We start from the raw sequence: 20,196 nt of genomic DNA, 5'->3' as shown, positions 1-20,196 counted from the left end.
AGAATGTTTGTCTGGACCAAGCCTTGGCAAGAACTTTGGAAGAGAAAACCGAAGAGTTTGCTGTATGCTTTTAGTGCCATGCTCCCAATGGCCATCATGCTGGTCGTTTGGGCCTTTATGGGGACTTTTCCCTTTGGAGACAAAAGCTTGATGGCTGTTGACTTTGGTCAACAATACATCAGCTTCTTTGGCTTGTTAAAACATGCCGTGCTCTCCGGAGATTTATCTAGTTTGAGCTATTCCTTTACCAAGTCTCTGGGGGGAGATATGATAGGGGTGCTCGGCTACTATTTGATGAGTCCTTTTAATATCATCTATATTTTGACACCCCTCAAGTACTTTGGGTTTGCGGTTTTCTTGACCATTTGGCTTCGTTATGGGGCTATCGGGATGGCCTTTGCCTTCCTCTTGATCAAGCGGTATAAGGGCTTGGAGTCTAGGAAATGGCTGGTGCCCCTCTTTGCGACGGCTTATGCTCTGTCAGGGATGCTGGTGTCGTATCAGATGAATGTCATTTTCTACGATGCCATGATCATGCTTCCCATCGTCATCGTCTACCTAGAAGAACTATTGGATGGAGGCGCTCCCTATCGCTATGCCTTTGCCTTAGGCTTGACGGTCTTGCTCCAATTCTATATGGGCTATATGATCTCCATTTTCATCGCCTTGTATGCTTGCTATTATGTATCGCCAAGGCTGATGGTCGAAGGAGATTGGAAGAAGAAAATTAGAAACGTCAGTCTTCCCCTCTTGCAGGCAGTGATCTATTCGATTATCGGGATTGCGCTAGCTTCTGTCATCCTCTTGCCGGTCTTCTTCAACCTCATTGAAAGTAAGGGCCAGGTTGGAGGAGGGATGACCTTCTCGTTGGCCTTTCAAATTAACCCCTTAGATATTTTTGCTAAGCTAGTTGTGGGTGGCTTTGATAACACCTCAGGCTGGTCTGCGGGGCCAAACCTTCCCAATATCTATATCGGAGCTTTGGGCCTACTAGGCTTTGTATCCTATTTCTTGTCGAAAAAAGTCGTTAGAGTCAAGAAATGGGCTGCCGGTCTGGTCACCCTTGTATTCTTTATTTCCTTTGTCAATGAATTTGTCAGCAAGATTTGGCATATGGGGCAAAACCCAGCTGGTTTCTTTTTCCGCTTTTCTTGGCTATTCTCTTTCTTTATGCTTATTTTGGCCTACCAAGCGATGAAAGAAAAAATGGTGCTTTCTCGCCTGGCCAATCTAGTGATTGGTCTGGTGTTGGCGTTGGCAGTCGTCTACGTCTATTCGCAGAACTATAGCTTCATTGCCAAGCTTCAACCATCTGGTGTCTCCCGTTACATCACCCGCTTTACCGCCCTTCATTTGTTGGCGCTCCTGGTCGTTGCCTCCTATGGCTTTTATAGCTATTGGGACAAGTCCAAGAAGAGCCAGAAAGAAAAGCTCACTCGGATTGGCTGGACAGCTGGCTTCCTTGTCCTTGCCCTCATCCTTTTAAAAACAGGCTATTTGTTGTCCCAGGTTGGGATCACCGTTTTGATGTACTTGCTTGTCCTTCTGGTCTTGAACCAAAAATGGTCTCGCTTGTCCGTCGTGATCTTATCAGCCTTGACCTTCTTTGAGCTGGGCTACAATGCCTATCTCTCTCAGGTGACCTTAGGCTATGACAGTGTCCATAGGTTTGCAGATGCTGCTGTCTCGGTCAAGCGTGTGACGGACAAGGTCCAGGCTGATGCGGATGAGAAATTTTACAGGATTGCGACCGATTTTGCCTATTCTCGAACAGTCCCATCCTTGGTATCTTATCCGGGCTTGAGTACCTTCAGCTCGAGCTTAGAACGGTCGACCATGGACCACTTTGCCTATATGGGAGATCTAGGGGTCAATGCAGCCACAGAGTATACCAATGGGACGCCCCTGACGGATGCCTTGTACGGTGTTCGCTATTACATGCATGCCAAGGAGTTCGATCCAAAAGAGATGGAAGCACATCCAGAAAAGATGTATTTCTATCGCTTTACCAACCGCTTTGACATGGGGCGTTACTACACAGAGACAGTCTATGAAGACAATCGCTTTGTCGTCTATAAAAACCCTCATTCCTTCCCTTTGGCCTATGGGACCAATTCCCTCGTGAAGAACATTCAGTTTGGGGCCAACAATGCCTTTGCCAACCAGAACATTATCCTCAACTCTATGGAAGGCCATCAAAAGAATACAGGCGATTATGTAGAGTATTTCAAACCCTTGGCTTTTACTGGGATTGAAACGGAGAATTTAATAGAAGAAAAGGTCAACAAGGAGACAGGAGAGGCCATCTATCGACGGGCAGATTCTTCTAAAGAAGGCATTATCCGTTATAAGATCATTCCGCGTTCCAACAATACCTATTACTTCTTTGTGCCGGCGTCCTTGATTCCTAAGCAAGATTATTCTGTCCTGGTCAACAATAAATGGCTACCAAATAGTAAGACCTTTACCCAAAGGCAAATCTGGCAGTTGACAGACATGGCTGAAAATCAAGAGTCAGTCATTGAGTTCCGTTTTAGAACGGATACCATCGACATGAGTCAGGCGGGTGTCTATCGGGCAGAGCTGGATCAGATCCAAGAAGTACTTGAGAAGCGCAAGCAGCAAGGACTGAAGGTGACCAAGTTCAGTAATACTCATATCGAGGGCGATGTCACCATTACGGATGATAGTGATGTCATGATGACCTCCATCCCATACAGTGCCGGCTGGCAGGTGAAAGTGGATGGTCAATCCGTCCCAACCGAAAGAGCCTGGAACAGCTTCCTATCTTTCCCAATCACCAAAGGAAAACATCAGGTCGAGTTTGTCTTCAAAACCAGAGGTAGCTTGATCGGTGCCCTATTGTCTATTGTCGCAGTTGTGAGTCTCCTTATCATTAGAAAAAAATGGAAAGAGGAGCAGTCTTAAGTTTCCTCAGTGAGGAATAGATTTCTTAAAAGAGGCTAGGACAAAAGTCCTAGCCTCTCAATTGTCTTTGGATTGTCGAGCAAGACGCAGTGGTTGAGTGGGCTCTACTACGCTGATTTTATCAGCTTTTACAGCCCTACTCAACTGTGCGGAGGTGGGACGACGAAATCGAATTCTAACGAATTGCCGATTTCTGTCCCACTCTCTTTTTTCCATATTATTAAGAATAAAAAGTGTCAAAAAAACGAATGATAAAAAAATGGACTAAATGGGAAAAAAAGTAAAAAAATGTTAAAAAATAGAGGGAAACTTCATCTGAATATTCAGAAAGTTTTACGGTAAGTAACAACTTTGATATATTTAGTTGACGGTGATGAACAAGTTTGATAATATTTGTTATGTATCAAACAATAAAAATATGAAAAAGGAGATACAAATAAATGAAGGAAATGTTTAATAGACGTCAGCGCTTTTCTTTGCGAAAGTATAGCGTTGGCGTTTGTTCTGTATTACTAGGGACAGCGCTTTTTGCTGTTGGAGCTCCGACAGTAGCTGCGGCGGAAGTTGGTGCGTCTACTGACACAAGCAAGGAAGCAGTAGAGAGCGTTCAACCTGAGTCGACTCAAGCAACGCCAGATACTGTTACTACAGCTCCAGGTGGGACTTATGCTGATGGAGCAACAGCACCTAAAGTGGAGCTTCCAAACCCTGCTTTAGCAGCTGAGGCAAAAGCTGCGACTGAAACACCAGCCGCACCTGAAGCAAAACCAGCTGTAGAAGCAACTCCAAAAGCAGAAGTAGCTGCAAAACCAGAAGTAGCTACAAAACCAGAAGTTGCTGAAGGAGAAGCAAAACTAGCCGCACCTGAAGTAAAACCAGCAGCTGAAGCAAAACCAGCTTCACATGAATCAAACAAACCAAGAGTACGTAATCGTCGTGCTGTTACTAACGAAGCTGTTACTGGAGACCACAACTCTAACCCAGTAGCAGTAAGCACTTACTTAAAAGATGGGGAAAAAGTAACTCCAGAAATTAAAGATGCTAATGGGGCAACTGTAAGCTCTCAACCTGTACCAGCTGGGTACGCAAGAAAAGAAGGAGATGTGTATACTTACAGTATCATAGACCTTACTCGCTTCAATGAGAGATATAATACAAATTATTATACCCGTGCGTATAAAAGATTTGATGATTCTACAGAAACAACTGTTGAATTAATTGATAAAACTACTGGTAATGTAGTAGAAACTAGAACTCTTTCTGCGTCAAGCGGTATTCAAAAATTCACAACTACAACTGCGGCCTCTAATGGTCAATTAACTGTGAAATATGATTACGACAAAGGTTTAGGAGCAGGAGCTGGTAAAACTGACGAACCATTTATTCAATTTGGTTATGAAGTTGGTGCTAGTATTCAAGCTTTAGTAAATCCAAAAAATGAAGCTGAACAAAAATTATATCAAGATGTTTATAACGCTCGTACATCAACTGATATTATTAACGTTGTGGAACCAGCTTATAACGGTCGTACAATTACTGATTCAAACGCTAAAATTCCAAAATTTGTCGAAAAACCGACTTACTATAGAGTAGTCGATAAAAATAATGCTACATTCAATGCAAATAAAACTGATGTAACAGTTCAAGACTACGTACCAAATGGTAATGAAGTTGATTTAGCTAAATATGCAACTAAAGCTATGGAAGGACAACATTTCACAGCGTCTGGTGAGCGTCAATTTGATGGATACAAACTTTACCAAACAGCAAATCCAGATTCGACAACTGGCTTTGTAAGTCGTCCTTACGTAGTTGGTACTAAATTCATGGACGCTGAGCGTGCAGGAATTAAACGGATTAAAGAAATCGTAGGTGAAGATGGATCAGTAGTAGTTCGTGTTTATCTTCTTGATCCAAAACAACAAAGTAAACGTTCTGATGGCACATTGGAAACAGATGGCTACATGTTGTTAGCAGAAACCAAGCCGATTAAACCAGGTGATTATAACAAACAAGAATTAGCAGTTAAGAAATCACCACTTCACACCATTCCTTTCACAGATAGTAAAGGTGTAAACTATCCAGACGGGAAAGAAGTTTCATTTGACTTCCAAACAGCTGCTGGATACACACCGAAGAAGACTGTCTTCGTTCCATTCTTGGGAGATAACATTGGTCACCTTTCACCAAATAGTCAATTAACAAATGGTGCATATGTACAAATTGGTACAAACGTTGACTTATTAAACTCGTTAACACCATATAAACCGACTGTTTACTACTATGTAAAACAAGAGCCAGTTGAAGTCACTCCAGAAGTTGAAAAACAATTGGAAGGACGTGTACTAGCAAACGGTGAGTTTACATTCAAACTTAAAGAAGTACAACCAAACAAATCACTTCCTTCATATGAAGAAACTGTTACTAACAAAGCAGACGGAAAAGCTACATTTAACAAATTAACATTTAACAAAGTTGGTACTTACACTTACACAATCACTGAGACTCCAGGTTCAGATGCAAACGTTGAATACGATGCAATGACAGTTACCATGACTGTTACTGTAACTGAGAACGCTCAAGGTGATTTACAAGCTACAACGAAATACAGTGCAGAAGGTGGATTCAAGTCAAGTGCTGATGATAAAATCTTCAACAACTATGTTGTAGCACCAATTAAAACTAAATTCGACTTCACTAAGAAATTAGCTGGACGTGAGCTTAAAGACGGCGAATTCAAATTCGTTCTTAAAGATGCAAACGGACAAGAAGTTGAAACAGTAACGAACAAAGCAGACGGAACTGTTACATTCTCAGAATTAACATTTGACAACTCTAAAGTTGGAACTCACACTTACACTGTAGAAGAAGTGATCCCTGCGGCGAAAGAAGCTGGAATGGTATATGATACTATGAAAGCTACGATTACTGTAGAAGTTGCTAAAAATGGTCACACATTAACAACAGTAACTAACGTAGTTTCTGCTGGTGGGGTAGACGCTAATGGTAAAGCAACTGATGGGACAGCGGATAAAGAGTTCAATAACAAAATAACTCCTCCAGAAACACCTGAGTTCCAACCAGAAAAATTCGTCCTTAAAAAAGAAAAATTTGACCTAACAGGTACAAAATTAATGGACGATGACGATGAGCTTCAGGATGAGTACACAGAAACAAATGCAAATCCATATGCTGATCAAACCAAGAACAACGAAGCAGAAAACATCAATACCAAGACTGTTGAGCGTGGTGATAAATTAGTTTACCAAGTATGGTTGGATACTAAGAACTTCACTGACAAGAACAACATCCAATCTGTAGGTATCTCTGATACATACGATGCAGATAAATTGACTGTTAACAGTGCTGATATCAAGGCTTACGATAGCGAAACAGGAGTTGATGTAACATCTAAATTTGATATTACAGTAGCTAACGGAGTCATTACAGCTACATCTAAAGCTTCTATGAACAAATCTTTAGGTGATGCTGATAACACTCAAGTTATCGACACAACTAAATTTGCATTTGGTCGCTACTACAAATTCGATATCCCAGCTACAGTTAAAGCGGATGTTCCTGGTGGGGTAGACATCGAAAACAAAGCCAACCAAATCGTTCATGTTTATAACCCAGTAAGCAAATCTGTAGAAACTCCAGAAAAACCAACTCAAAAACGTGTGAACTCTGTACCAATCACTGCAGAATTCAACTTCACAAAACGTTTGGAAGGTCGTGAACTTAAAGCGAACGAATTCAGCTTCGTACTGAAAGATTCAACTGGTAAAGAAATTGAAACTGTTAAGAACGATGCATCTGGTAACGTTAAGTTCTCAGCCTTGAAATTCAAAAAAGGTGAAGAAGGAACTCACAAATATACTGTTGAAGAGGTTGCAGGAGCAGACACAACTGTCACTTACGATACTATGAAGGCAGAAGTAACTGTAACAGTATCTCACGACGGTACAGCTAAAGCATTGGTTGCTGACGTAACTGAACCAGCTGACAAAGAGTTCAACAATACAGTAACTCCTCCAACAGAACCTAAGTTCCAACCAGAGAAGTATGTATTGAATAAAGAGAAATACTCTATCACTGATAACAAGCTTCTTGATGATGATGCTGAGTTGGCAGACAAGTACGCAGATACTAATACGAACCCATACGCAGACCAAACTAACAACAATGAAGCAGAAAACATCAATACCAAGACTGTTAATCGCGGAGATAAGCTTTACTACCAAGTATGGTTGGATACAACTAAATTCTCAGCTAACAATAAAGAAAACGTTCAATCTGTAGGAATCACTGATGACTTTGATGAAACGAAGGTTGACGTTGATTCAACTAAGATCAAAGCCTACGATTCAGTATCTGGTAATGATGTAACAAACAAATTCGACATCAAGGTTGAAAATGGTGTGATGACTGCAACTCTTAAAGATGGCTTCACGAAGTCATTGGGTGATGCAGAAAATACTCAAATCATTGATACAACTAAATTTGCATTTGAACGTTACTACAAGTTTGATATCCCAGCAACTGTTAAAGCAGACGTTGCAGGTGGAGTAGACATCGAAAATACTGCGGCTCAAGTAGTCAACTACTACAACCCAACAACTAAGAAAGTTGAAAAACCAAACAAACCAACTGAAAAACGTGTAAACAGCGTACCAATCTCAGTTGAATTCAACTTCACTAAGAAATTGGAAGGCCGTGAGTTGAAAGCTAACGAATTCAGCTTCGTTCTTAAAGATTCAACTGGTAAAGTTGTTGAAACTGTAAGCAACGATGCGGCAGGAAACGTTAAGTTCTCAACTCTTACATTCAAGAAGGGTCAAGAAGGCGTTCATAACTACACAGTAGAAGAAGTTAAAGGAAACGACGCAACCGTTACCTACGATACTATGAAAGCAAATGTAACCATCACAGTTTCACACGATGGTACAGCTAAAGCTCTTGTGGCAAATCTTGGTGACATCGCTGATAAAGAGTTCAACAATACAGTAACTCCTCCAACAGAACCTAAGTTCCAACCAGAGAAGTATGTATTGAATACAGAGAAATACTCTATCACTGATAACAAGCTTCTTGATGATGATGCTGAGTTGGCAGACAAGTACGGAGATACAAATACTGATCCATATGTTGACAAAGCTAACAACAACGAAGCAGAAAACATCAATACGAAGACTGTTAACCGCGGAGATAAATTAGTTTACCAAGTATGGTTAGATACAACTAAATTCTCAGCTGACAACAAAGAAAATATCCAATCTGTAGGAATCTCTGATAACTACGATGAGGCTAAATTAGAACTTGATGTTACTAAGATCAAAGCTTATGATTCAGTATCTGGTAATGATGTAACAGAAAAATTTGATATCGTTGAAAACAACGGTGTGATTACTGCAACTCTTAAAGCTGGCTTCACTAAGTCACTTGGCGATGCAGAAAACACTCAAGTTATCGACACAACTAAATTCGAATTTGGACGTTACTACAAGTTTGATATCCCAACAACAGTTAAACAAACAGTTAAAGCTGGTGTAGATATCGAAAACACTGCTGCACAAGTAGTCAACTACTACAACCCAACAACTAAGAAGGTTGAAACTCCAGAAAAACCTACTCAAAAACGTGTTAACAACGTACCAGTACCAGTAGAATTCAACTTCACTAAGAAATTAGAAGGTCGTGAACTTAAAGATCAAGAATTCAGCTTCACACTTAAAGATGCCGATGGTAAAGTTCTTGAAACTGTGAAGAACGACGCTGACGGAAAAGTTAAATTCTCAGCTATCGAATTCAAGAAAGAACAAGCAGGCGTTCACAACTACACTGTTGAAGAAGTAGCTGGAACAGACGCAACCGTTACATACGACACAATGAAAGCGAATGTAACAGTAACTGTTTCTCACGACGGAACAGCTAAAGTTCTTGTAGCTACTGTTGGCGACATTGCGGATAAAGAATTTAACAACCGTGTAACTCCTCCAGAAGAGCCTAAGTTCCAACCAGAGAAATATGTTGTTTCTGAAGAGAAATACGATATCACAGGCGACAAGCTCGTTGATGACGATAAAGAGTTGGCAGATAAGTACGCAGATACAAATGCGAACCCATATGCGGACGATGCATCAAACAACGAAAAAGAAAACTTGAACACTAAGACTGTGAAACGTGGCGACAAGTTGGTTTACCAAGTATGGTTGGATACAACTAAATTTGACGCAGCTAACAAGGACAACATCCAATCAGTAGGAATCTCAGATGACTACGATGAAACTAAGTTGGATCTTGATTCTACTAAGATCAAAGCCTACGATTCAGTAACAGGTGCAGAAGTAACAGATAAGTTCGATATTACAGTTAATAACGGAGTCATTACCGCAACTCTTAAAGCTGGCTTCACGAAGTCACTTGGTGATGCGGAAAACACTCAAATCATTGACACAACTAAATTTGAATTTGGACGTTACTACAAGTTCGACATCCCAACAACAGTGAAAGCTGATGTTCCTGGTGGTGTAGATATCGAAAATACTGCGGCTCAAGTAGTCAACTACTACAACCCAACTACTAAGAAAGTTGAAAAACCAAGCAAACCAACTGAAAAACGTGTAAACAATGTTCCAGTTGAAGTGGAATTCAACTTCACTAAACGTTTGGAAGGTCGTGAGCTTCAAGCCAACGAATTCAGCTTCGTTCTTAAAGATTCAGAAGGTAACACTCTTGAAACTGTAAGCAACGATGCATCTGGTAACGTTAAGTTCTCTAAACTTGAGTTCAAGAAAGGCCAAGAAGGTGTTCACAACTACACAGTAGAAGAAGTGAAGGGTACTGACGCAACTGTTACATACGACACAATGAAGGCTGCAGTAACAGTCACAGTGAAACAAGATGGAACAACTAAAGTTCTTGTGGCTACTCTTGGCGAAATCGCTGATAAAGAGTTTAACAACCGTGTAACTCCTCCAGAAGAACCTAAGTTCCAACCAGAGAAATACGTTGTTTCTGAAGAGAAATTCGATATCACAGGTGACAAGCTCGTTGATGACGATAAAGAGTTGGCAGACAAGTACGCAGATACAAATGCGAACCCATATGCGGACGATGCATCTAACAACGAAAAACAAAACTTGAACACCAAGACTGTGAAACGTGGCGACAAGTTGGTTTACCAAGTATGGTTGGATACAACTAAATTCTCTGAAACTAACAAAGAAAACATCCAATCAGTAGGAATCTCAGATGACTACGATGAAGCGAAGTTGGATCTTGATTCTACTAAGATCAAAGCCTACGATTCAGTAACTGGCGATGATGTAACAGATAAATTCGATATCGCTGTGGACAACGGTGTGATCACTGCAACTCTTAAAGCTGGCTTCACTAAGTCACTTGGCGACGCAGAAAACACTCAAATCATTGACACAACTAAGTTTGCATTTGGACGTTACTACAAGTTCGACATCCCAACAACAGTGAAAGCTGATGTGGCAGCTGGTGTAGATATCGAAAATACTGCGGCTCAAGTAGTGAACTACTACAACCCAACAACTAAGAAAGTTGAAAAACCAAGCAAACCAACTGAAAAACGTGTAAACAACGTACCGGTTTCAATTGAGTTCAACTTTACTAAGAAGTTGGAAGGACGCGAACTTCAAGCCAACGAATTCAGCTTCGTGCTTAAAGATTCAACAGGTAAGACTCTTGAAACTGTAAGCAACGATGCAGCAGGAAACGTTAAGTTCTCAGCACTTGAATTCAAGAAAGGACAAGAAGGCGTTCACAACTACACTGTAGAAGAAGTAGCTGGAACAGACGCAACCGTTACATACGACACCATGAAAGCGAATGTAACAGTAACTGTTTCTCACGACGGAACAGCTAAAGTTCTTGTAGCGACTGTTGGCGAAATCGCTGATAAAGAGTTCAACAACCGTGTAACACCACCAGAAACTCCAGAATTCAACCCAGAGAAATACGTTCTAAACGAAAAAGAATTTGATTTAACTGGAACTTCATTATTAGATGATGATAAAGAGTTGGCAGATAAGGTCGCAGATACAAATGCGAACCCATATGCGGACGATGCATCTAACAACGAAGCTGCGAATATCAATACTAAGACTGTTAAACCAAAAGATAAATTGGTTTACCAAGTATGGCTTGACACAACTAAGTTTGATGCAAACAACAAAGACAATATCCAATCAGTAGGAATCACAGATGACTACGATGAGGCTAAAGTTGATGTTGAAGCTACAACTATTAAAGCCTACGACGGTAAGACTGGTGCTGATGTAACAGATAAATTTGATATCACAGTAGCTAACGGAGTAATCACTGCAACCCTTAAAGCTGGCTTCACTAAGTCACTTGGCGATGCAGAAAATACTCAAATCATCGACACAACTAAATTCGAATTCGGACGTTACTACAAGTTTGATATCCCAGCAACTGTTAAAGCGGACGTTAAAGGTGGAGTAGACATCGAAAATACTGCGGCTCAAGTAGTCAACTACTACAACCCAGTAAGCAAGACTGTTGAAAAACCAAACAAACCAACTGAAAAACGTGTCAACAGCGTACCAGTACAAGTAGAATTCAACTTCACTAAACGTCTAGAAGGACGTGAATTGAAAGCTAACGAATTCAGCTTCGTACTGAAAGATTCAACAGGTAAAGTTGTTGAAACTGTAAGCAACGATAAAGATGGTAACGTTAAGTTCTCTAAACTTGAATTCAAGAAAGATCAAGCGGGAGTTCACAACTTCACAGTTGAAGAAGTGAAAGGTACTGATGGAACTGTCACTTATGATGCGATGAAAGCGAATGTAACAGTCACAGTTAAACACGATGGAACAGCTAAAGTTCTTGTAGCTACTGTAGGCGATATCGCTGATAAAGAGTTCAACAACAAGGTGACTCCACCAGAAACTCCAGAATTCAACCCAGAGAAGTATATCCTGAATGAATCTAAATTCGATATTACAGGTAACAAACTTGTTGACGATGATAAAGAGTTGGCAGACAAGGTAGCGGATACTAATAAAGATCCATATGCCGATAAGGTTGATAACAACGAAGCTCAAAATATCAATACGAAGACACTTAAGAAGGGTGATAAAGTATACTACCAAGTATGGTTGGATACAACTAAGTTCACTGAAGCGCACAATATTCAATCTGTAGGTGTAACAGATAAATATGACAGCGAAAACTTAGACGTCAACGTAGCAGAAATTAAAGCATACGACTCTGTAACAGGAGAAGATGTGACAGCTAAATTTGATATCAAGGTTGAAAATGGTGTGATCACTGCAACTTCTAAGACAGACTTGACTAAGTCACTTGGCGATGCAGAAAACACTCCAGTAATCGACACTGCTAAATTGGCATTCGGACGTTACTACAAGTTTGAGATCCCTGCAACTATCAAAGCAACAGCTAAAGATGGTGTAGATATCGAAAATACTGCTTCACAAACTGTTCACCAATACGATCCAACTAAGAAATCTGTTGAGAAACCAGAAAAACCAACAGAAAAACGTGTCGTTAACATCCCAACTAAAGTTGAATTTAACTTCACTAAGAAACTTGAAGGACGTGAGCTAAAAGAAGGTGAATTTAGCTTCGTACTTAAAGATAAAGATGGAAAAGTTATTGAAACAGTTAAGAACGATGCATCAGGAAACATCAAGTTCTCTGCATTAGAGTTCAAACGTGGAGATGAAAAAACTAAAACTTACACTTACACTGTGGAAGAGGTTAAAGGTACTGAAGCAGGAGTTGAATACGATAAGATGGTAGCTACAGTAACAGTAACAGTTACTAAAGAAGGCAAAGTCTTAACAGCAACTTCTCAATTACCGGTAGATACTGAGTTCAACAACAAGGTAATTCCACCGAAACCACCAGTGACACCACCAACACCACCGGTAACACCGCCAACACCACCGGTGACACCACCAACACCACCGGTAACACCGCCAGCACCAGAACTTCCTTCTACTGGTGAAGAACAATCAGCTTCTGCTGCATTGTTAGGCGCTGCTCTTGGTTTGGTCGGACTGGCTGGCCTTGCAAGACGCAAGAAAAACGAAGACTAAACAAGTGGTAGACACTAACGATTCACACTAGGATCGGAAATGGTTTAGTTTTCCACAAGAAGGCCTCGCTCTAAGGAGTGGGGTCTTTTTGTTATTTCTTGAAAGCATTGAAATCACGTCTCGCAATATGATACAATAGAGGATATTTACAATAGTTAGGACAAAGGTATGCTTATTTCGATTATTTCACAAGGCTTGATCTGGGCTATTTTGGGGCTAGGGATCTTTATGACCTTCCGTATCTTGGATTTCCCAGATATGACCACAGAGGGCTCCTTTCCATTAGGAGGAGCCGTTGCGGTAACGCTAATCACCAAAGGGGTTCATCCTTTATTAGCCACCCTGGCGGCCGTTGGTGCGGGGTGCTTGGCTGGATTAGCAACAGGTCTTCTTTATACCAAAGGGAAGATTCCGACGTTGTTATCGGGGATTTTGGTGATGACTTCCTGTAACTCAGTCATTCTCTTTGTGATGCAACGGGCCAACCTAGGCTTGCTTGGCTACTCAAAAATCCAAGATATGATTCCTATCGCCAGTGGCGTAAACGAGATTATCATCGGGATCATCTTTGTGACCCTGGTGATTGCTGCTATGCTCTTCTTTTTAGATACTAAATTGGGGCAGGCCTATATTGCGACAGGGGACAATCCTGAGATGGCTAAAAGCTTTGGGATCCATACCAGCCGGATGGAGTTGATGGGGCTTGTGGTTTCTAATGGGATTATTGCCTTGTCAGGTGCCTTGATGGCCCAGCAAGAAGGCTATGCAGATGCTTCTCGAGGGATCGGGGTCATCGTCGTTGGGTTGGCTAGCTTGATTATCGGAGAGGTCCTTTTCTCAAAACTGACCTTAGCAGAACGTTTACTTAGTATCGTTATTGGATCGATCATTTATCAATTCTTGATTTGGGCTGTGATTGCTATTGGGGTCAATACCAGCTACATCCGTATTTTTAGTGCTATCATCTTGGCTATCTGTCTCATGATTCCAACCTTTAAAGAGAAACTGCTGAAAGGAGTCAAACTCAGCAAATGACCGCAATTGTAGAATTAAAAAATGCCACCATAGTGGTGAATAATGGATTGAATGAAGAAAAAGTCATTTTGGATAATGTCTCTTTGGAGATTCATGAGCATGACTTTATCACCATTCTTGGGGGCAATGGTGCTGGGAAGTCAACTCTCTTCAACACCTTGGCTGGGACCCTTCCGCTGACGAGTGGTCAAGTCTTGATCAAGGGAGAAGATGTGACAAACTATGGTCCAGAAAAACGGGCAAAATACCTATCCCGTGTCTTCCAAGATCCAAAGATGGGGACAGCGCCTCGTATGACAGTGGCTGAAAATCTCCTGATTGCAAAATTCCGAGGAGAAAAGCGGGGCTTGGTTCCTCGTCGTCTTGCCCAGTACAAAGACGAATTTAAAGAAGTTTTGAGCCAGATTGGCAATGGTTTAGAGAATCATGTCGATACGGCAGTAGAATTCTTGTCTGGTGGACAACGTCAGGCTTTGAGCCTATTGATGGCTACCCTGAAGCGTCCTGAACTCTTGCTCTTGGATGAGCATACAGCTGCTCTCGATCCCAAGACGAGTCAGGCCTTGATGGAGCTGACGGATCGATTTGTCAAAACGGATCAACTGACTGCCTTGATGATTACCCACCATATGGAAGATGCCCTCAAGTACGGGAATCGCTTGATTGTCATGAAGGATGGAAAGATTATCCAGGACTTGAACCAAGAGGAAAAGGCTAAGATGGACCTGTCTGATTACTACCGTTTCTTTGAATAAATTTAGAAACTAGTTTCAGTGTGTAATCGCTTGCAATACTGATATTAAAGGAGTATACTATAGGTGAAGATAAGGGAGAAGGGGTTGATACCAATGCCTTATAGATTCATACATTAGGTTACTTCGTTATAGGTTTGCCTCGCTGACACTTGATTGTGCTTTTTATAAAAAAGCCAGAACGTCGGAAATGTTAAATCGGTTGAGCCGTCAAGTAAGTCTGCTTAACTTACTAAATGACATTGAAATACGTGGAAATAGTAGTGGAAGCTTTAGATGGTTTTCGAACTTCGGTATGCTCAACTGAGTACTTTGTAACAAAACTGAAAGAGAAATTGCAAAGAAAACCACTGGTATGTGAAAACGTACCATGAAAAGAAATGAAAATCATAACTGTTGTTTTCGTTAGCCTAAATGGTTAATCGCCTCTTGTCAGTGAAGCAGACCAGACCTCTAGTCCCGTAAGACTGGAGGTCTTTTTGTCTGTCGTGGTGGAAAGTCGAGGTGAGGTCAGTGGGATTGCCATACGCACATGAATATAGCTGTCGAGATCACTTTAAAGAAAGAGCAATGGAACGGTTTGGGGTCGATGAAGAACAGTTGAGACGTTGGGTCAATCAACACGTGCCCTCGCTTCATCATTTTGACAGCAGTTTTGATCAACGACCTGATACGGAAGCTTACGTAGCAGAGGACGGTATCGTCTTTGTGTGTGATCTGAAGAATCGGGAATTTATTACTTGCTTCCAAGCTGTCAATTTGACGGTGGATGAAGAACAGAAGGAAGTCTGTCAAGACATTCATCGTGAGAATGTGCTCGCCTATAAGCATAGCCAAAGCAAGCTCCTGAATCGCTACCGGTTGAAAGAAGCCAAAGAATTGTTGGCCAATATTGATGAGCATGTTGATCGGTTTTATAGCTTGTCCCAAACCCTCAAGAAAGGGGCTCTCAGCGATCGGAATTACCAGCACCTAGAAGAACTGCTTAATGAATTTCATGTGATTAAGGCGGCGATACGGGTGATTGAGAATAAGAAAAATGACTATCATACGGACTAGGGTCTCTTTTTGACAAAGTTGACAATCTAGGCTATCGTCTTTGGTCTTAATAAAGGTTCCTCCATCAGATGATGGAGGGCTTTTTGTTTGATCTGACTTTTGAAAAAATCGTGAAAAAATAGTATAATGTTCTAGATATGCAAGAAATTTGCAAAACTGTAATTCGACTTGGTGAGCCAAGGACCGTAAGTATGAACCATCACATAAAGGAGAAAACATGAGTAACATTAAGTTGATTACTTTAGGTGGAGTCCGTGAAAACGGGAAAAACCTCTACATAGCTGAAGTAAATGACTCTATTTTTGTTTTGGATGCTGGTCTCAAGTATCCAGAAAATGAACAACTAGGGGTTGATGTCGTTATTCCCAACATGGACTACCTCTTTGAGAATAGCGATCGTATCGCAGGAGTCTTTTTAACACACGGACATGCGGATGCCATCGGAGCTCTTCCCTATCTTTTAGCGGAGGCTAAAGTTCCCGTATTTGGGTCAGAGTTGACCATCGAGTTGGCTAAGCTCTTTGTCAAGAGCAATGATAGTGTCAAGAAGTTCAATGACTTCCATGTAATCGATGCCAACTCAGAGATTGATTTTGGAGGAACCGTTGTTTCCTTCTTCCAGACAACCCACTCTATTCCAGAGAGTTTAGGAATTGTCATCAAGACTTCTGAAGGCAATATCGTCTATACCGGAGACTTCAAGTTTGACCAGACAGCGAGTGAGTTTTATGCGACAGACTTTGCTCGTTTGGCGGAGATTGGACAAGAAGGCGTCCTCGCTCTCTTGAGTGACTCAGCCAATGCCGATAGTAAGATTCAAGTGGCTAGTGAGCAAGAGGTTGGGGATGAAATCCTAGATACCATTGCTGACTGGGATGGCCGTATCATTGTAGCCGCTGTTGCAAGTAACTTATCACGGATCCAGCAAGTCTTTGACGCAGCTGCAGAGACAGGGCGTCGGGTTGTCTTGACTGGATTTGACGTAGAAAATATTGTCCGGACAGGGATTCGTTTAAATAAACTGTCTTTGGCCAACGAAAAAATATTGATCAAGCCAAAAGAAATGTCTCGTTTTGAGGATCATGAATTGATTATTCTTGAAACGGGGCGGATGGGTGAACCCATCAATGGACTTCGTAAAATGTCCATTGGCCGTCACCGCTATGTTGAAATCAAGGATGGCGACTTGGTCTATATCGTAACAACTCCATCTATCGCCAAAGAAGCGGTTATGGCACGTGTAGAAAACATGGTCTACCAAGCAGGCGGAGTCGTAAAAGCGATTACTCAAAGCTTGCGTGTGTCAGGACATGGAAATGCACGTGATCTTCAATTGATGATCAACCTCCTTCGTCCCAACTATCTGTTCCCAATCCAAGGGGAATACCGCGAATTGGATGCTCATGCACGGCTTGCGATGGAAGTGGGGATTTTGCCTGAAAATATCTTCATTCCGAAAAAAGGCACTATCATGGAATATGACAATGGTGACTTCGTTCCTGCAGGTAGCGTCTCTGCTGGAGATGTCCTCATCGATGGGAATGCTATTGGAGATGTTGGAAATGTCGTGCTCCGTGACCGGAAAGTCCTTTCAGAAGATGGTATCTTTATTGTGGCCATTACCGTTAACCGTCGTGAAAAACGCATTATCTCGAAGGCAAAAGTTCACACCCGTGGCTTTATCTATGTGAAGAAGAGTCGCGATATCTTGCGCGAAAGTGCAGAGATTGTCAACCAAAGTGTGGAGGAATACTTAGCTCAGGACAGCTTCGATTGGGGCGAGCTCAAGGGTGCTGTTCGTGATAGTTTGGCCAAGTACCTCTTTGACCAGACCAAACGTCGACCAGCTATCTTGCCAGTCGTCATGGAAGTACGCTAGGATTAAGATAAGAGGAAAAGTCGATCGTCGGCTTTTTCTTATCAAGGAATAAAGAAATAGTGAGGAAAGATAGATGGCAGTAATGCAGATTGAATACTATTCAGAAGCGCTCGCAATGGAGTGGGGTATCAACGTCCTCTACCCAGATGCGTCTCGGGTGGAAAATCCAGATGATCAAGATATCCCGGTCCTCTATCTCCTTCATGGGATGAATGGCAATCAGTACTCCTGGTTGAAACGGACCAATGTGGAACGGATCCTACGTTCGACCAATTTGATTGTCGTCTTGCCTAATACCAATAATGGTTGGTATACGGATACCCAGTATGGCTATCCCTACTACACAGCCATCGCAGAGGAATTGCCTAAGACCTTGGCACGCTTCTTCCCCAATATGACCAAGAAGCGGGAGAAGACCTTTATTGCTGGTCTATCGATGGGGGGCTATGGATCTTTCAAACTGGCCCTTCAAACCAATCGCTTCTCGCATGCTGCTAGTTTTTCTGGTGCTCTTAGCTTTGAGGGACGTCAACTAGCAGATACCGACCTTGGCAGTAAGGCTTATTGGCAAGGGGTCTTTGGAGAGTTAGAAGATTGGACGACGAGTCCTTACTCCTTGGAAAGCATTGCTGAGAAGTACTCAGATAAAAAGACGGTCTTATGGGCGTGGTGTGGCGAGCAGGATGCTCTGTATGAGGCCAACAATACAGCTGTTGATCATCTGAAGGACCTCGGTTTTGATATCACCTACAGCCATGGACCAGGAAAACATGAATGGTTTTATTGGGAGCGGGAGTTGGAGCATTTCTTAGCAACCCTGCCAATTGATTTTGAACTAGAAGAACGACTCGATTAGGAAGCTACTCATGCAGAGATGTGCTATAATAGAGTGAAAAGTGCCTGGGCCAGTTAGAAGAGAAGCCCAGAATCAATGAACAATTAGGAGAAACATACGTGACTAAAGATATTCGTGTGCGTTATGCACCAAGTCCAACCGGACTACTACACATCGGAAATGCTCGTACAGCATTGTTTAACTACTTGTATGCGCGCCACCATGGTGGAACCTTTATCATCCGTATCGAAGATACGGACCGTAAGCGCCACGTCGAAGATGGCGAACGTTCCCAGCTGGAAAACCTTCGTTGGTTGGGCATGGACTGGGATGAAAGTCCAGAGACGCATGAAAACTACCGCCAATCAGAGCGTTTGGAACTCTATCAAAAATATATCGACCAACTCTTGGCCGAAGGGAAAGCCTACAAGTCTTACGTTACAGAAGAAGAGTTGGCAGCAGAGCGTGAACGCCAAGAAGCAGCGGGTGAAACACCTCGCTACATCAACGAATACCTCGGCATGAGCGAAGAAGAAAAAGCAGCTTATATCGCAGAACGTGAAGCAACAGGTGTGATTCCAACGGTTCGTTTGGCTGTTAATGAGTCAGGTATCTACAAGTGGCACGATATGGTCAAAGGTGATATCGAATTTGAAGGTGGCAATATCGGTGGTGACTGGGTTATCCAAAAGAAAGATGGTTACCCAACTTACAACTTTGCCGTTGTGATCGATGACCATGATATGCAAATCTCTCACGTCATCCGTGGAGATGACCACATTGCCAATACACCAAAGCAGCTCATGGTTTATGAAGCGCTTGGATGGGAAGCTCCAGAGTTCGGTCACATGACCTTGATCATCAACTCTGAAACTGGTAAGAAGTTGTCTAAACGCGATACCAACACTCTTCAATTTATCGAAGATTACCGTAAGAAAGGTTACCTTCCAGAAGCAGTCTTTAACTTTATCGCCCTTCTTGGTTGGAATCCTGGTGGGGAAGACGAAATCTTCTCTCGTGAAGAACTCATCAAGCTTTTTGATGAAAACCGCCTTAGCAAGTCTCCAGCAGCCTTCGACCAGAAGAAAATGGACTGGATGAGCAATGAGTACATTAAGAATGCGGATCTTGCGACCATCTTTGAAATGGCCAAACCATTCCTCGAAGCAGCAGGACGCTTGACAGACAAGGCTGAAAAATTGGTGGAACTCTACAAACCACAAATGAAGTCAGTGGATGAAATCGTTCCATTGACAGACCTCTTCTTCTCTGACTTCCCAGAATTGACAGAAGCTGAGCGAGAAATCATGGCTGGTGAAACGGTTCCGACTGTACTTGAAGCCTTCAAAGCGAAACTCGAAGCTATGTCAGACGATGAGTTTGTGGTAGAAAATATCTTCCCACAAATCAAAGCGGTCCAAAAAGAAACTGGTATCAAAGGAAAAAATCTCTTCATGCCAATCCGTATCGCCGTTTCAGGAGAAATGCATGGTCCTGAATTGCCAGATACTATTTATTTGCTTGGACGTGAAAAATCCATCCAACATATTGAAAAAATGTTGGAAGAAATTGCAAAATAGGAATCAGCTT

Annotated in this window: 8 protein-coding genes; all 8 read left to right on the top strand. The window is 42.0% G+C overall.

Translation table 11 applies throughout. The features are described 5' to 3' along the window. The first annotated feature begins 3 nt into the window (after positions 1-3). On the top strand, positions 4-2,928 hold the full coding sequence (locus EAI95_RS06505; protein ID WP_129822530.1) for a YfhO family protein: 2,925 nt from the start codon (positions 4-6) through the stop codon (positions 2,926-2,928). Between the two features lie 440 nt (positions 2,929-3,368). Next, entirely contained in the window at positions 3,369-13,046 is a 9,678-nt protein-coding gene (locus tag EAI95_RS06495) for an SspB-related isopeptide-forming adhesin (protein WP_129822529.1), read from the top strand. 168 nt (positions 13,047-13,214) lie between these two features. Next, positions 13,215-14,081, top strand: coding sequence for an ABC transporter permease (locus EAI95_RS06490; protein ID WP_120701529.1), 867 nt, complete (start codon positions 13,215-13,217; stop codon positions 14,079-14,081). Then, on the top strand, positions 14,078-14,836 hold the full coding sequence (locus EAI95_RS06485) for an ABC transporter ATP-binding protein (protein WP_129822528.1): 759 nt from the start codon (positions 14,078-14,080) through the stop codon (positions 14,834-14,836). Before EAI95_RS06490 ends, EAI95_RS06485 begins: the two co-directional genes overlap by 4 nt. Positions 14,837-15,403: 567 nt before the next feature. Then, positions 15,404-15,892: a hypothetical protein gene (locus EAI95_RS06480; protein WP_129822527.1), complete on the top strand. Its 489-nt coding sequence runs from the start codon at positions 15,404-15,406 to the stop codon at positions 15,890-15,892. A gap of 217 nt (positions 15,893-16,109) precedes the next feature. Further along, positions 16,110-17,771, top strand: a complete 1,662-nt coding sequence (locus EAI95_RS06475; protein WP_117744767.1) for a ribonuclease J — start codon at positions 16,110-16,112, stop codon at positions 17,769-17,771. A 73-nt stretch (positions 17,772-17,844) separates the two neighbouring features. Continuing rightward, positions 17,845-18,627, top strand: a complete 783-nt coding sequence (locus tag EAI95_RS06470; protein ID WP_129822526.1) for an alpha/beta hydrolase family protein — start codon at positions 17,845-17,847, stop codon at positions 18,625-18,627. 98 nt (positions 18,628-18,725) lie between these two features. Further along, positions 18,726-20,186, top strand: coding sequence for a glutamate--tRNA ligase (gene gltX / locus EAI95_RS06465; RefSeq protein ID WP_129822525.1), 1,461 nt, complete (start codon positions 18,726-18,728; stop codon positions 20,184-20,186). Positions 20,187-20,196: the final 10 nt, after the last annotated feature.

The sequence above is a fragment of the Streptococcus sp. bf_0095 genome, assembly GCF_004166885.1.
Taxonomy (GTDB): Bacteria; Bacillota; Bacilli; order Lactobacillales; family Streptococcaceae; genus Streptococcus.
Note: the sequence above shows the minus strand (reverse complement) of the source record. Positions and strands in the feature narration are given on the sequence as shown.

Excerpts from the sequence above, each read along its gene's own strand:
- EAI95_RS06505 (WP_129822530.1), top strand. The coding sequence starts at position 4 with ATGTTTGTCTGGACCAAGCCTTGGCAAGAACTTTGGAAGAGAAAACCG.
- EAI95_RS06495 (WP_129822529.1), top strand. The coding sequence starts at position 3,369 with ATGAAGGAAATGTTTAATAGACGTCAGCGCTTTTCTTTGCGAAAGTAT.
- EAI95_RS06490 (WP_120701529.1), top strand. The coding sequence starts at position 13,215 with ATGCTTATTTCGATTATTTCACAAGGCTTGATCTGGGCTATTTTGGGG.
- EAI95_RS06485 (WP_129822528.1), top strand. The coding sequence starts at position 14,078 with ATGACCGCAATTGTAGAATTAAAAAATGCCACCATAGTGGTGAATAAT.
- EAI95_RS06480 (WP_129822527.1), top strand. The coding sequence starts at position 15,404 with ATGGAACGGTTTGGGGTCGATGAAGAACAGTTGAGACGTTGGGTCAAT.
- EAI95_RS06475 (WP_117744767.1), top strand. The coding sequence starts at position 16,110 with ATGAGTAACATTAAGTTGATTACTTTAGGTGGAGTCCGTGAAAACGGG.
- EAI95_RS06470 (WP_129822526.1), top strand. The coding sequence starts at position 17,845 with ATGGCAGTAATGCAGATTGAATACTATTCAGAAGCGCTCGCAATGGAG.